General features: G+C 56.2%; 19 protein-coding genes. 10 read left to right on the plus strand and 9 right to left on the minus strand.

The window, feature by feature from the left end; genetic code table 11:
- Nucleotides 1-55: 55 nt before the first annotated feature.
- From ABFT80_RS16935 to ABFT80_RS16960, 6 genes are all read left to right on the plus strand, one after another.
- A complete protein-coding gene (locus ABFT80_RS16935) occupies nucleotides 56-523 on the plus strand; it encodes a peroxiredoxin (protein WP_347973097.1) in 468 nt (155 codons plus the stop codon).
- A gap of 341 nt (nucleotides 524-864) precedes the next feature.
- Nucleotides 865-2,118: a M23 family metallopeptidase gene (locus ABFT80_RS16940; RefSeq protein WP_347973098.1), complete on the plus strand. Its 1,254-nt coding sequence runs from the start codon at nucleotides 865-867 to the stop codon at nucleotides 2,116-2,118.
- Between the two features lie 73 nt (nucleotides 2,119-2,191).
- Complete coding sequence (locus ABFT80_RS16945) at nucleotides 2,192-2,659, plus strand: hypothetical protein (protein ID WP_347973099.1); 468 nt, start codon at nucleotides 2,192-2,194, stop codon at nucleotides 2,657-2,659.
- A gap of 357 nt (nucleotides 2,660-3,016) precedes the next feature.
- Nucleotides 3,017-3,220 (plus strand): CsbD family protein, encoded by a 204-nt coding sequence (locus ABFT80_RS16950; protein WP_347973100.1) that lies wholly within the window; start codon nucleotides 3,017-3,019, stop codon nucleotides 3,218-3,220.
- Nucleotides 3,221-3,357: 137 nt separating this feature from the next.
- A complete protein-coding gene (locus ABFT80_RS16955; RefSeq protein ID WP_347973101.1) occupies nucleotides 3,358-3,606 on the plus strand; it encodes a DUF6074 family protein in 249 nt (82 codons plus the stop codon).
- A gap of 70 nt (nucleotides 3,607-3,676) precedes the next feature.
- Complete coding sequence (locus ABFT80_RS16960) at nucleotides 3,677-4,030, plus strand: putative quinol monooxygenase (RefSeq protein ID WP_347973102.1); 354 nt, start codon at nucleotides 3,677-3,679, stop codon at nucleotides 4,028-4,030.
- Nucleotides 4,031-4,072: 42 nt separating this feature from the next.
- Here ABFT80_RS16960 and ABFT80_RS16965 read toward each other — a convergent pair whose 3' ends face one another.
- The 3 genes from ABFT80_RS16965 to ABFT80_RS16975 all read right to left on the minus strand — a co-directional run bounded on the left by ABFT80_RS16965 (nucleotide 4,073) and on the right by ABFT80_RS16975 (nucleotide 4,936).
- Nucleotides 4,073-4,378 (minus strand): DUF883 family protein, encoded by a 306-nt coding sequence (locus ABFT80_RS16965; protein ID WP_347973103.1) that lies wholly within the window; start codon nucleotides 4,376-4,378, stop codon nucleotides 4,073-4,075.
- A gap of 77 nt (nucleotides 4,379-4,455) precedes the next feature.
- Nucleotides 4,456-4,746, minus strand: a complete 291-nt coding sequence (locus tag ABFT80_RS16970; RefSeq protein ID WP_347973104.1) for a Dabb family protein — start codon at nucleotides 4,744-4,746, stop codon at nucleotides 4,456-4,458.
- Between the two features lie 61 nt (nucleotides 4,747-4,807).
- Nucleotides 4,808-4,936 (minus strand): hypothetical protein, encoded by a 129-nt coding sequence (locus ABFT80_RS16975; protein ID WP_347973105.1) that lies wholly within the window; start codon nucleotides 4,934-4,936, stop codon nucleotides 4,808-4,810.
- Nucleotides 4,937-5,271: 335 nt separating this feature from the next.
- Between ABFT80_RS16975 and ABFT80_RS16980 the strand changes: the two genes are divergently transcribed.
- Together ABFT80_RS16980 and ABFT80_RS16985 are read left to right on the plus strand one after the other, a co-directional pair.
- A complete protein-coding gene (locus ABFT80_RS16980; protein ID WP_347973106.1) occupies nucleotides 5,272-6,531 on the plus strand; it encodes a cyclopropane-fatty-acyl-phospholipid synthase family protein in 1,260 nt (419 codons plus the stop codon).
- A gap of 71 nt (nucleotides 6,532-6,602) precedes the next feature.
- Nucleotides 6,603-7,178: a 5-formyltetrahydrofolate cyclo-ligase gene (locus ABFT80_RS16985; RefSeq protein ID WP_347973107.1), complete on the plus strand. Its 576-nt coding sequence runs from the start codon at nucleotides 6,603-6,605 to the stop codon at nucleotides 7,176-7,178.
- Here the strand turns inward: ABFT80_RS16985 and ABFT80_RS16990 are convergent.
- On the minus strand, nucleotides 7,162-7,674 hold the full coding sequence (locus ABFT80_RS16990) for an Lrp/AsnC family transcriptional regulator (RefSeq protein ID WP_347973108.1): 513 nt from the start codon (nucleotides 7,672-7,674) through the stop codon (nucleotides 7,162-7,164). The genes ABFT80_RS16985 and ABFT80_RS16990 overlap by 17 nt on opposite strands.
- A 144-nt stretch (nucleotides 7,675-7,818) precedes the next feature.
- On the opposite strand from ABFT80_RS16990, the gene ald reads away from it, so the two are divergent.
- Entirely contained in the window at nucleotides 7,819-8,937 is a 1,119-nt protein-coding gene (gene ald / locus ABFT80_RS16995; protein ID WP_347973109.1) for an alanine dehydrogenase, read from the plus strand.
- Nucleotides 8,938-8,997: 60 nt separating this feature from the next.
- Here the strand turns inward: ald and ABFT80_RS17000 are convergent, their stop codons facing one another.
- Nucleotides 8,998-9,555, minus strand: a complete 558-nt coding sequence (locus ABFT80_RS17000) for an OmpA family protein (RefSeq protein WP_347973110.1) — start codon at nucleotides 9,553-9,555, stop codon at nucleotides 8,998-9,000.
- A 173-nt stretch (nucleotides 9,556-9,728) separates the two neighbouring features.
- Between ABFT80_RS17000 and ABFT80_RS17005 the strand changes: the two genes are divergently transcribed.
- Complete coding sequence (locus tag ABFT80_RS17005; RefSeq protein WP_347973111.1) at nucleotides 9,729-10,259, plus strand: dihydrofolate reductase family protein; 531 nt, start codon at nucleotides 9,729-9,731, stop codon at nucleotides 10,257-10,259.
- Here the strand turns inward: ABFT80_RS17005 and ABFT80_RS17010 are convergent, their stop codons facing one another.
- Genes ABFT80_RS17010 through ABFT80_RS17025 form a run of 4 tightly spaced genes read right to left on the minus strand, consistent with a single transcriptional unit; the run spans nucleotide 10,260 to nucleotide 13,481 of the window.
- Nucleotides 10,260-10,838, minus strand: a complete 579-nt coding sequence (locus ABFT80_RS17010; RefSeq protein WP_347973112.1) for a GNAT family N-acetyltransferase — start codon at nucleotides 10,836-10,838, stop codon at nucleotides 10,260-10,262.
- Between the two features lie 2 nt (nucleotides 10,839-10,840).
- On the minus strand, nucleotides 10,841-11,692 hold the full coding sequence (gene sseA, locus ABFT80_RS17015) for a 3-mercaptopyruvate sulfurtransferase (RefSeq protein WP_347973113.1): 852 nt from the start codon (nucleotides 11,690-11,692) through the stop codon (nucleotides 10,841-10,843).
- 11 nt (nucleotides 11,693-11,703) lie between these two features.
- Nucleotides 11,704-12,447, minus strand: a complete 744-nt coding sequence (locus ABFT80_RS17020; protein WP_347973114.1) for an alanyl-tRNA editing protein — start codon at nucleotides 12,445-12,447, stop codon at nucleotides 11,704-11,706.
- Nucleotides 12,447-13,481, minus strand: a complete 1,035-nt coding sequence (locus ABFT80_RS17025; RefSeq protein WP_347973115.1) for a cysteine synthase A — start codon at nucleotides 13,479-13,481, stop codon at nucleotides 12,447-12,449. The genes ABFT80_RS17020 and ABFT80_RS17025 overlap by 1 nt, the downstream gene beginning before the upstream one ends.
- Nucleotides 13,482-13,683: the final 202 nt, after the last annotated feature.

Below are 13,683 nucleotides of genomic sequence, written 5' to 3' on the forward strand. Positions count from 1 at the left end.
CCACGCCACTATAGGCGTCATCACACCGCGCGTAACCTCAAACAAGGGCATGGATATGGCTGAAATTCAAATCGGACAGGCCGCACCGGCATTCGACCTTCCGAAGGCTGGCGGCGGGACGATCAGCCTTTCATCGTTGCACGGTAAAATTGTCGTCCTCTATTTCTACCCGAAGGACGACACGAGCGGTTGCACCGCCGAAGCGATCGACTTCTCGGCCCTGAAAGGCGAATTCGACAAGATCGGCGCAACGGTCATCGGCATGTCGCCCGACAGCGTCAAAAAACACGACAAATTCCGCACAAAGCACGAATTGTCCGTCGAACTTGCTGCCGACGAGGAATTGAAGACGCTGGAGGCCTATGGCGTCTGGACTGAAAAAAGCATGTACGGCCGCAAATATATGGGCGTCGAGCGTACGACGTTTCTCATCGGCAAGGACGGAAAAGTCGTGCGGGTCTGGCGCAAGGTCAAGGTTTCCGGCCACGCCAAAGAGGTTCTGGAGGCCGCACAGTCGCTATAAAAGACGCAACATCCAGAAAATTGCGGGGAACTTTCCCGTACATCCGCACGTTGTCACAGCACAATGTTTCTAAAGGAGATTTGGATGTTTCGTGGACTTGCACTTTGGCTTTTGGGTATTCCGATTCCGATCATCATTCTGCTTTGGCTCATTCTGTAGCCAATACTTTTCAAGCTCAGAATTTTAAACTGCCACGAACACCAAAACCCGCCTCTTTTCGGCGGGTTTCTTCGTTTAAAGAGCGGAATTCCGCGCTTTTCCGGCTCTCGGCAAAGCTTTGTTAACCCTAACAATGTGTAATCATCCATGTATTCCATTCAACATCATGGAAATCCGCACACGTGGCTTATCGGGTTCAGGCGACACATTTCGGCAGGCGCAAAGAGCCTCACACCGTCATCATCGCGCGCGGCGATGAGATACGCCATTTCACCATCAGACCATGGTTGGCTGCCCTTATCGGATCAGCGCTTTGCGCAGTTGCGATCGGCTACCTTCTCGCAACCTCGTATCTCGTCATGCGCGACGATCTCATCGGCGCTTCGACCGCCAGGCAGGCACGAATTCAGCAAGCTTACGAAGACCGGATTTCCGCCCTTCGCGCGCAAGTCGATCGCATAACGAGCCGGCAATTGCTCGATCAGCAACTCGTCGAAAGCAAAGTCACCGAACTGCTCACGCGTCAGACCGAGCTGAATGAACGTCACGGACGGCTTGCCCCCATGCTTCCGGCAACCGCTGCGACCGGCAATCTTCCGGGCAACGCGCCCGTTCCCGCCCAAAAGCCCGAGATTCGCGCAAGCATCGATGGCGAAACGACACCAGGTTACGCCAAGGCAGCAGGTCTGCTCGCATTTCGCCCTGCCCGCCCCGCATTCGAGGATGAAACACCGGCTGATCGCGCGGATCTGATGTTCATCGCGATCAACAAATCTCTGCGCACGATCGAGAAAGAGCAGCTTTCAAGCATCAATTCGCTTGCGGAAAATGCGTATCAGACCGCCGATGCGATTTCGGAAGCGCTGGAATCTGCCGGACTGCCTATCGACACGGAGGATTCGGATAACGCGGTCGGCGGTCCTCTGATCGCACTGGACAAAGCGACCGTGTTCGACGCACGTGTCAAGGAACTGGACGAGGCTCTGACAAAACTGGAGACGATGAAGGAAAAGGCGCGTCTGCTGCCGATTTCAAATCCGGCTCCGGGACATCCCGTATCCAGCACATTCGGAGTTCGCAAAGATCCGCTTCTTGGAACGCCCGCGCTGCATTCCGGCATGGATTTTCGCGCGACACCCGGCACGCCGGTCAAAGCGACCGCCAAAGGCAAAGTCGTCCGTGCCGGTTGGGCCGGCGGCTATGGCCGCATGGTGGAAATCCTGCATGATGGAGGCTACTCGACCCGCTACGCCCATATGAGCAAGGTTCTGGCTCAAAAGGGCCAGAACGTGCAGCCGGGTGACATCATCGGAGAGGTTGGCAGCACCGGAAGGTCGACCGGTCCTCACCTTCACTATGAGGTGCGAAACCAAGGTGCCGCGACAGATCCGCTACGTTTTCTGAAGCTTGGGAAGGCCATTGGCCCCTACCTCTGAGCACGAAATTCCATCACCTAAAAAATCCGAAATTTTCCGGAACCGTTGAAACATCGCGACGTTCAGAAGCTGGATGTTTCTGATCGCGTCGCTGATGTCGATTGAACGTGTCCCCAGCGCTTTAATAGGGCATAATAGCCCTGTTCGAATCACTGCGTTTGGTCAAGATTTCTGGACTGAAGGTACTATCGGAATGCTGAACGGCAGCGCTCTATCTCCCCACGCTCAAATAACCAAATCAATTCTGTTTCCTGTGCCGGAAGCGGTGAAGCAAGCCATGCTTGTCTATCTCTGCAGCCAAGTGGAAGGACGTGCAATTTCCACCGCGGATGCCATCGGCTCGATGCGGCGCGATGCGCCCGAATGTACACTTACAGACAAACAACTCGAGCTTTACGCCGTCACGCAGGCCGTGGAGCAGGATTACGCGATCCGTTTCGATTGCAATGCGGCAGAAAAGACTCGCATCGAACTCGCCGAAAGCCTCTCGCCCAAGGCGGCTTACGATGACAAGATAGGCTATGCGACGCGCGCGGCCTGACGCGCTATCTTATTTGATTGGCAAAAATCCCGATTAAGGGCCGAATTGACGTCTCTACGGGTTTCTTTTGCCATATTCCAAGCTAGTATTCCGGCGATCCAGATTGTGGGGGCGCTCTCTCGGAAAGCTTGATGCTACTACGCCTGATTATCCTCTGCACCATCATCGCAATCTTCGCCTTTGGCTTCGCGGAACTCGTGAATTACGCCAGCGACCGTTCGGCCTCAGAGGCATGCGGAGAATGGTCGAATCCTGATTGCCCAGCGACATCTCCCCCCGCTGCAGAGTAATTCAAAAACTCTCGGAACATATTGAATCTCCATACGTTTCCCTTGAGAACCAACCAAGGAGAAAATTATGAATTGGGATCGTGTTGAAGGCAATTGGAAACAGGTCAAAGGTAAGGTCAAGGAGAAGTGGGGCGATCTCACCGACGATGACCTGGACGTGATCGACGGCAAGCGTGAGCAGCTCGAAGGCAAGCTTCAGGAGCGCTACGGTTACGCTAAGGATCAGGCCAAGAACGAAGTGGACAACTGGTATAACAGCCAGAAGCTCTGATCAAAAAGCCCCGGTACTCAGCCGGGGCTTTTTTCTTTAGCCGCGTCACTCACTCGCTCGAAATTTACGCGGCGCATTAACGTTTCATTTGGGACGTATGCCTAATTCTGCCTCGGGAGAAATATTCGGGGCCGTTCATGAGTGTAGTAAACATAGTCGCGTTTCCGCTTCATCGCAGGAAGACATTGGTAAAGGGGATTGCCAAGGTTTTGGCGTCCAAGAACGGCGAGGATGCAAATCGCTTCTGGCGCGATACTGCAAAGACCATTCTTCGTCAGCTTCAAACGCAAGGATTGCAGCAAGGCGATTCCGAACGCGAAGTCCGCGCCCTGCTTTCGGCAGTAATGGCCGAAATCCAATGGAACGCTGAGACGGCAACGGCCTGAGCGTCTTGTTTTGCCCGGCCGCTGCTTCTGAGATACAAATCTTCAAACCAGAACAGCCGGGCAGCACACAATGAACTCTGCAAATTCTATTGCCGCCATTTCGAAATTCGAGGTGATCGACGGCAATGCCGAGGAATTCCTTCAGCTTCTTCGCGAACACGCGAGAAAAGCGCTTCACGAAGATTCAGGCTGTCAGCGTTTTGGGATTTTCCGGCAATCGGCTGCTTCGTTCTTTTCGAACGAACTCTACGACAGTGACGCCGCTTTTAAGAATCACGAAGCAAGTGCGCGATCGGCATCATTCAATGCAGCGGCCAAGCCCCTGCTCAAATCGCATGAACGCATGACTGGCGAATCGGTCGAACATTTTGAACGAGAGCACGGAATTCACCCGAGCGACCTGAACGCGACAAACGACGATTGAGCCTGCCACCGGCAAGCCCAATCATCGCTAAAAGTGCCGCGACTATCGGCGCGAAAAGAAGCTGACCAGCAAACCTGCAACGACCAGACCGACGATTGCGGTGGCAGCCGGGTTGTCACGCGCCGTTTGTTCGACATCGCGAGCTCGCTTCTTGATATGCGGCAGCGCATCATTGAACCGCGCGCGTGCTTCGTCGTAAAAATCCGAAGCTACATCCACCGCATCGTCATAAGCATGCGCTCCGCGCTTGCCTGCCGCCTTTTTAAGGCTGGCGATTTCCTTGCGGAGACTCTTCAACTGATCTTCAAGATCGAGGTCGTCGCGAATTTTTGAAAAAGTGGAAGCCATGAAAAGCTGCTCCTGAACATATTTGAAATTACGCCTCTAAAATGCGCGGGGCTTCAAATCGTTCCGGTTGGCGGGCTCTACTTCTCCGATACGACATCCGCCGAATAACGTATCTCGCGCATCGGACGCACCTTGCGGGTTGTCGCGTCGTAGGTCGGGTGGGCCTTGTAGGCGGACAGCGCAGCCTGATCGTCGAACTCGGCGTAAACGACGATGTCGATTTCATCCGACCAGGTATCGACCTTGGTGTTCTTGGTGACTTCAAAGTGCCGCGAATGCGGGATCGTGCCGAGCGCCATGAGTTCGGAGCGGATCACGTCCACGCTCTCTCCCGGTTTGGCGCTGAAAAAGACTATATGCCGGATCAACCCAGCCTCCATGCAAATTTCATGGCGTCTTTTGGGTCGAAGCGGCAACAAGGTCAATGCGTCATATACCGACACTTCTCATAAGCGACTGGAGCGCCCTGATCACCATGTCGAGATAACGGCCATTGTTCCTCGCCGCATCCCAAACGATCAATCCGGTGATGAGACAGACGGCAACAACGTAACGCAAAAAAGCCTCCCGATTTTATAAATATTCAGGTTTTTTCACTGTGCGAATCTGGATTCCACTAGACGGCTTGCTCATGCAGCCTAGCAGCCAATAGTAAAACGAACAGTTTCAAATGTTGACGCGATTAGAATCTGTCCATTCAGCTTTTGTATACTGGCATATCGGTTGGCCCAGAACACCTCTTGAAGTTTTTGAAAACGACGTGGAATATCGTAGCCGGCATTCAACGGGGAGGAGCTGAAACTAATGACGGAAATTCGTCGTTTCAGTGAAAGTCCATCTTTTCCAAAGAGTTGGACAAAATTCTTTTGGAGATGCGACTTGAAGGCCCGGCTATGAAATCGACAAATGACAAAAGCCTGGTTTCAAGCGAAACCGTAAAGCTGGACGAGCACAATTTCGCGGAGTTCGCAAAAGGCCTTCCAGCCCGCGTCCGTATGGTGCTTTCGGGCGCAATGCAGCTTGCCCGCGGCTCGCTTCACATCACCATGCCAGATGGCCGCGCCGTACTGGTAGGCGGCAAGGCTCCCGGACCGGACGCAGCCCTCATTCTCAACAATTGGCGCCTGCCCGGCCGCGCATTCACCGGCGGCACGATCGGCGTTGCCGAATCCTATATCGACGGCGATTGGGAAAGCCCGGACGTGACGAGCTTTCTTGAACTCTTCGTCGTCAATGTGGAAGCCGGCGAACGGGTTGCAGGCGGTGCAAACTGGCTGATGAATACCGTCCAGCGCATCCGCCACTGGCTGAACGAAAACACGCGCACCGGCTCGAAGCGCAATATTTCCGCGCATTACGATCTGGGCAACGCCTTTTACGGTCAGTGGCTCGATTCGAGCATGACCTATTCTTCGGCGCTTTATGCGAACGGCGCGAACGATCTGGAAAGCGCACAGGCCGCCAAATACCGCGCGCTGGCAAAAGACACCGGCATCACTTCCGATTCGCATGTACTTGAAATCGGCTGCGGCTGGGGTGGTTTTGCCGAATTCGCGGCCAGCGAAATCGGCTGCCGGGTGACGGGGCTGACGATCAGCCAGGAGCAATATGACTTCGCGACAGCGCGCATGGCAAAGTCGGGCCTGTCGGACAAGGTCGAGATCAAGCTTCAGGATTATCGCGACGAGAGCGGCAAATACGACAACATCGCCTCCATTGAGATGTTCGAGGCCGTTGGTGAGAAATATTGGCCGGTCTTCTTCGGCAAGGTCAAAGAATGCCTGAAACCCGGTGGCACGGCGGGCATGCAGATCATCACCATCAACGAAAACGCCTATGAGCTTTACCGCAGCAGACCGGATTTCATCCAACGCTACGTGTTTCCGGGCGGCATGCTGCCCACGCCTTCTCACCTGAAGTCCCTCGGAAACCAGCACGACCTTTCCTATCTGCGCGAGCGCATTTTCCCGCAGGATTATGCGCGCACCCTCGCCGACTGGCGTATCCGCTTCTGGGCATCTTGGGAAAAGCTGGTGCCACTCGGTTTCGACGAGCGCTTCAAGAAGCTCTGGGAGTTTTACCTGCATTATTGCGAGGCAGGTTTCCGCGCCGAATATATCGACGTGCGGCAGGTCGTTTATCAGGCGAAGTAAGAGCCGCTTTGCCTCGCTGCGATGTCGTATTTCGAATGCGTATTATCCGCGTGGCGCGATAGGCTTTGCAAATGAGCCAGACCCTGAACGAGTGGCGAAAAGCCGAGCGTAGTCGCCTGATCGAAGAACGGCTGGCTATACCTGCTGAAATGCGCTCAGTGATGTCGGTCGAAATCAGCAAGGCGCTGGATCTGGAGATCGGCGATTTCCGCGGCCGCACGGTCAGCCTCTATTGGCCGTTTCGCGGCGAGCCGGACATGCGCCCGTGGATGAATGCGATTATCGAGCGCGGCGGAGCGGTTGCCCTGCCAATAGTGGTGGAGAAAGCGCAGCCTCTGATTTTCAAGGCCTACAAGCCCGGCGACCGGTTGGAAAAAGGCGTCTGGAACATCCCGATCCCGGCGGATGGCGCTCCAATCATACCTGATGTGGTCATCGCGCCGGTGGTCGGCTTTGACGCAGAAAACTACCGGCTGGGCTATGGCGGCGGCTTTTTCGACCGTACATTGGCCGCCATGCCGGAAAAGCCCTCGGTGATCGGCATCGGCTACGAGAGCGCGCAAATCCCGTCGATACGGCCGCAGCCCTACGACGTCGTCATGGATATGATCGTGACCGAGCGCGGCCGCTTTACGCCGAAATCTTGAGACCGGACTTTTCCCGCGGCGGCTGTACGCGCTCCAGCGGAATGCCGACGCTCGTACGGTCCACGATTTCGCGAAGCGCGAAAGACGAATTGATCTTGATGACATGCGGCATCGCCGTCAGCCATTCCTTGTGGATGCGTTCATAGTCGGCCAGATCCTTGGCCGCGATGCGCAGGATATAGTCGTACTCGCCGGACATTAGATGGCACGAAAGGATGTTGGGGCATCGCTTCACCGCAGCTTCGAAATCGGCAAGCGTCTGATGAAACTGGCCGGAAAGCGATATGTGGACGATGGCCGTCATTTCGTGGCCCAGCGAAGCATTCGACAGCCGCGCATGATAGCCTCTGATGACGCCGGTCTTCTCAAGATTGTCCAACCGGCGCGAGCAGGCGGATTGCGACAGGCCGACCTTTTCGGCCAAGGTCGCATTGGCCATTCTTCCGTCTCGCTGCAAGGCATCGAGAATCGCAATATCAATCCTGTCCAGTGCCATTAGCCGACAATCCTTCGATAAAATCGCAATTATGCGCAATGATTAACGAATTTTACGCCACTCGACAAATCAATTCGCAAACATATTTTCCGGCTTTTATGTTCAAATACCGCTCATAACAAGACTATATGAGGAGATCCTGTCATGCGCGTCGGTTGCCCCAAAGAAATCAAGAATCATGAATATCGCGTGGGCCTGACGCCCGGCGCAGTTCGCGAATACGCGGCCCACGGCCATGAAGTTCTCGTTGAAACCGGTGCCGGTTCCGGCATCGGCGCTGACGACAACGCCTACCGCTCCGCAGGCGCGAAGATCGCTAAGACTGCGGAAGAGGTTTTCGCCAAATCCGACATGGTCGTGAAGGTGAAAGAGCCGCAGCCCAACGAATGGGTGCAGCTTCGCTCCGATCAGATCCTCTATACCTATCTTCACCTCGCTCCAGACCCGGAACAGACCAAGGGCCTGCTTGCCTCGGGCGTGACCGCAGTTGCCTATGAAACCGTGACGGATGATCGCGGCGGCCTTCCGCTGCTTGCACCGATGTCGGAAGTCGCAGGCCGTCTCTCGATCCAGGCTGGCGCAACAGCACTTCAGAAGGCCAATGGCGGACGCGGCGTGCTGCTGGGCGGCGTTCCGGGCGTTCTGCCGGGCAAAGTCACCGTTCTCGGCGGCGGCGTCGTCGGTCTTCATGCGGCCAAGATGGCCGTCGGCCTCGGCGCCGACGTCACGATCATCGACCGCTCGATCCCGCGCCTTCGTCAGCTCGACGACATTTTCAACGGTCGTGTCCATACCCGCTACTCGACGGTGGAAGCACTTGAGGAAGAGTGCTTCAGCGCAGACATCATCGTCGGTGCTGTGCTGATCCCCGGCGCCGCCGCCCCCAAGCTTGTAACCCGCGAGATGCTTTCGGGCATGAAAAAGGGCGCGGTCCTCGTCGATGTCGCCATCGATCAGGGCGGCTGCTTCGAGACTTCGCATGCAACCACCCATGCAGAGCCGACCTACGAAATCGACGGCATCATTCACTACTGCGTAGCCAACATGCCGGGTGCCGTGCCCGTCACCTCCGCGCAGGCGCTGAACAATGCGACGCTGCATTATGGATTGCAGCTTGCCGACAAGGGCCTGAAGGCACTGGTGGACGACCATCATCTGCGCAACGGCCTGAACGTCCATCGCGGCCGCATCACCAACAGCGCAGTCGCTGAAGCTCTTGGCTACGAGCTGGCAGAGCCGAAAATGGCGCTGGCCGCAGCCTGAGACATTACACCTTAAAGAAAAAAGCCCGCCGGTAACTTGGCGGGCTTTTTGTTTGGCGGTTTAACGGAGGAAATCGTCGATCCGGCGCAGCGTCACGCGGCGGTTCTGCCAGTTTTCGTTCTGGGTCGGCACCAGCAGATATTCTTCGCCGTAGCCGACAGTTTCCAGCACATAGGGCGGCACGCGAAATTCGCGAACCAGCGTGCGCTTCAGGGATTCGGCACGGCGTTCCGACAATATCTGGTTGGAATAATCAGATCCGACAGCATCCGTATGCCCTTCGATGAGCACGCGCGTATCCGGCCTGCGGCGCACAAGCCGGTTGATCGCAGTCGCGATATTCTCGATCTTTCCATATTGCGAATTCGGAATTTCGGCCGAACCGAAGGCGAAATTGATCGACTGGATGTCGATCGACGGGGCCGCGCGGCGCAATTCGGGCCGGCGCTTGAATTCGCGGATATCGACCCGCTCGCTCTGGCGCAGCTTTCTCGTCGGCGCAGCATCGAGCCTGCGCTCGATTTGCGAAGCCGATGGCGTATTGGCCTGCGCAAAGACCTGAGTTGGAACGACAAGCGCTGCAATGAGCGCAACAGCAACATGACGACGGTTCAACATTTCCCTAGCTCTCCAAAAGGTGCTTACCCGCGAACTAATGCCAAACTCCGCCTGAATTATCGATGAACAGCGGGTTCAGCAATCGTTGGCAGATCCCGAAAGTTGCGCAACCTCGCTTTCGCGTAATATCGCCCCAAGTTATTCTGAATACATTGCGGTGGAGATTTTGCAGCATGGCAAAGCTCGTCTTTGGAATGAACCAGTCCCTTGATGGCTACGTCGACCACATGGAATTTGCGCCTGATCCCGTACTGTTTCGTCACTGGACAGAGCATGTGCGCGATCTGACCGGCAGTGTGTACGGCCGCCGCATGTACGAGATCATGCGCTATTGGGATGAAGACCGTCCTGAGTGGACCCCGGATAAACACGAGTTCGCAGCAGCATGGCGTCGCCAACCAAAGTGGGTCGTGTCGCGTTCGTTGAAGTCGGTCGGTCCCAACGCCACCCTTGTCGGGGATGACATCGGGGTGGTGATACGTGACCTGAAGGCTCGGCTCGCTGGGGAGATTGCAGTTTCCGGACCAGATCTGGCACGAAGCCTAACCGATCTGGGTCTTATCGATGAATACCGCCTTTACATGCACCCCGTCGTGCTTGGTCGCGGTAAGCCATTTTTCCCTGGCCCCCGTCCGCCGCTCCGCCTTGTTTCTACCGATCACATCGGCAAGGACGTGATCAGGTTGACATACGTACCTGCTTAATCAGCGCATTACGCTTTCGCAGCGCTCCTGAAACGGCAGAGGCTTCACCACTTCCGTTTTCTGGCCCACCGGCGCGAAACCCAGCTTTTGATAAAGCGGCAGTGCAGCGGGATGGTCGAGCGTGCATGTCTGTACCGAAACGAGGCGCGGACCGTGCGACCAGGCGGCTTCGATAGCCGCACCCAGAAACCAGCGGCCAAGCCCCTGCCCCGTTGCATGCTCCATCATGCCGAAATAGGCCAGTTCGACGCTTTCCGGCAGATTCGGCTTTATGTCGAAGAAGCCAGCCGGTGCGCCATCGACGTAAAGCACGCGAATGTCGCGATCCTCGCGGTGCAAACCGGCAGACAGCGCGAAATCATCAAGTCGCAACACGTTGACCCAATGCCATTTGCGCCCCACCCGATCCATAAGGTAGCGGTAGTAATGCAGCGGTATGTTTTTCGTCTTCAAAAGAGCGATCTGCCTGCCTGTCGGCAGCGCCGGATAACGGCCCGGCTGCTTGTGCATTTCGAGAAACGTCACAGTCACCGGGATCGGTGAAAGGTCTTCCGCCGCAGCGGACATCGGCTCCGTCATGTTCAATCCTTACCGGTAATGACCGGCGTGTCCGTCAGCCCGCCCCATTCGGTCCATGACCCGTCATAAAGGCGATTATTCGAGTGTCCGACCGTTTCCAGCGCTAGCGTGATGACCGCAGCCGTCACGCCCGAACCGCAGGACGTCACGGCTGGCCGGTTAAGATCGACGCCTGCCTTGTCGAAAATCGCGCGCAAGCGCTCCGGCGGCAGAAGTTTTCCGTTTTCCGACAATGATGACGCAGGAATGCTTTTCGCGCCCGGCATATGGCCTGAGCGAACGCCAGCCCTCGGCTCGGGGTCTGTTCCGGCAAAGCGCCCGGCAGGCCGCGCATCGAGGATTTGCGCATCGCCGCTGGCGACTGTCTGGCGCATGTCGTCAAGGCTGGCGACGCGTTCGGCATCGAAATTTACATGGAACACGCAAGGCGCGATTTTCGTCTGCTCGCTGGTAGTCTTTTTCCCGGCTGCTTTCCATCCATCGAAGCCGCCATCAAGCAGATAGACCTGATAAATGCCCATCGTGCGGAACATCCACCAGACGCGCGGCGCGGAGAACATGCCGGGGCCATCATAGACCACGATCGTATCGTCAGCCGAAATGCCCATCGCGCCGGCATGCTTTGCGAAAACATCTGCCGGAGGAAACGTATGCGGAAGACTGGCTTCTGCATCAACGACCTGATCCTGATCGAAGAACACCGCGCCCGGAATATGCGCCGCCTCATATTCGGCCCGCGCATCGCGGTTTTGCGCAGGCAGATACCAGGACGCATCGACAATCGATATTCCGGGCGATCCGAGCTTGGCTTCCAGCCAGTCCGCATCGACCGTGAAAGGGCTTTCCTTGCTCATGTCAGTTTTCCTTAAACGGCCGGAATCGGCCCGAAACGAATGCGGAAGCGACGATTCTCGCGTCCTTTTTTCTCGATCTTGCCGATGTGGATTTCACCGATCTCACCAGTATGCGCCACATGCGTTCCGCCGCAAGGCTGACTGTCGATCGAAGCATCATCGCCGATGCATACCAGCCTTACATGACCGTTTCCGACCGGCGGGCGAACGTTCTTCGACTTGATAAGCCCAGGATCTGCCGCAAGTTCCTCGTCCGAAATCAGCCGCATGAAAATGGGGTGGTTGGCAACGATAAGCTCGTTCAGCTTTGCCGTGATCTCATCCTTGGTGAATTCCACGCCCGGAAGATCGAAATCCACGCGCGAGTCGTTCTCATTTACCGCAGCCCCGGTAATCGGATACGGGCAAACGACAGAGAGAAGATGGCATGCCGTGTGCATTTTCATAAGCCGGTAGCGGCGATCCCAATCGATTGCCATAACCACCTTTTCACCGATCTGGAACGCAGGCTGATCGGGCGCCGGAATATGGACGATTTCGTTCTTCGTTTCGCCGGTAATCGTTTCCGCAATCTCGATACGGCTGCCGTCTTCGCGTTTCAGATGTCCGGTATCGCCCGGCTGGCCGCCTGAGGTCGCATAGAAGATCGTGCGGTCGAGAATGATCCCGCCACGCTCGTTGAGCGCGACAATGGTGGCTTCCGCCTCGCGAAGATAGGAATCGTCGCGAAACAGGATTTCCGTCGAAGCACCCATCAGGTCGTTGCCTCGAATGGAATGGAAATCGAACTTTTCTCGCTCATCCACTCCGGTTCGGGCAGATTCTTCGAACGCAGGAATTCCGGGTTGAAAAGCTTCGACTGGTAGCGTGTTCCATAGTCGCAAAGCACGGTGACGATCGTGTGGCCCGGCCCCAGCTCGCGCGCCAGGCGGATGGCTCCGGCGATATTGATGCCGGTAGAACCGCCGAGGCAAAAACCCTCTTCCTGAACGAGCCGGAAGACGATCGGCAATGCCTCTTCATCTGGAATCTGAAACGAGAAATCGGGTGTGAAGCCGTCGAGATTGGCAGTAATACGCCCCTGCCCGATGCCTTCGGTGATCGAGCTGCCTTCCGACTTCAGTTCTCCGCTCGTGTAAAAGCTGTAAAGCGCCGCACCCAGCGGGTCCGCCAGTGCGATCTTCACCGATGAGTTCTTCGATTTCAGGCCCATGGCGACCCCGGCCAAGGTTCCGCCCGTGCCGACCGCCGACACGAAACCATCGACCTTGCCGTTCGTCTGCGACCAGATTTCCTCGGCAGTCGTCTGAATGTGCCCCTCGCGATTGGCGACATTGTCGAACTGGTTCGCCCAGATCGCGCCATTTGGCTCGGTTTTCGCCAATTGCTCGGCCAAACGTCCCGAAACCTTCACGTAATTGTTCGGATTCTTATAGGCGACCGCAGGAACTTCGAGCAGTTCCGCACCCAGCACACGCAGGGCATCCTTCTTTTCCTGGCTTTGCGTATCGGGAATGACGATGACCGTGCGGTAGCCGAGCGCTTTTGCGACGACTGTCAGGCCGATGCCGGTGTTGCCAGCCGTTCCTTCGACGATCACGCCACCCGGTTTGAGCAGGCCCTTCTTCTCGGCGTCGCGAATGATGAACAGGCCCGCGCGATCCTTTACCGATTGGCCCGGATTCATGAACTCGGCCTTGCCGAGGATTTCGCAGCCCGTTTCTTCCGAAGCTCTTTTGAGCCGGATGAGCGGAGTGTTGCCGATCGCGTCGATCACCGAATTGAGCATGAACCTATCCTTGTTTCGAACCCGGACCCTAGAAATGTGGCGCAGCTCTTTCAAGGGACCAGTTTCCTCAACACGTTGTCATTCGGCATTTTGATTCACGTTTTCATGAAAAGCCGAGCCTGACCCGCGCAATTTGATCCAAAAAACATGGTTTTGCGTAACAAGGGCGAAAATGCTAATGCCGTCGAAAGCCTCTCGCGGC

Source organism: Foliimonas ilicis, from assembly GCF_039939195.1.
GTDB classification, from domain to species: domain Bacteria; phylum Pseudomonadota; class Alphaproteobacteria; order Rhizobiales; family Rhizobiaceae; genus Foliimonas; species Foliimonas ilicis.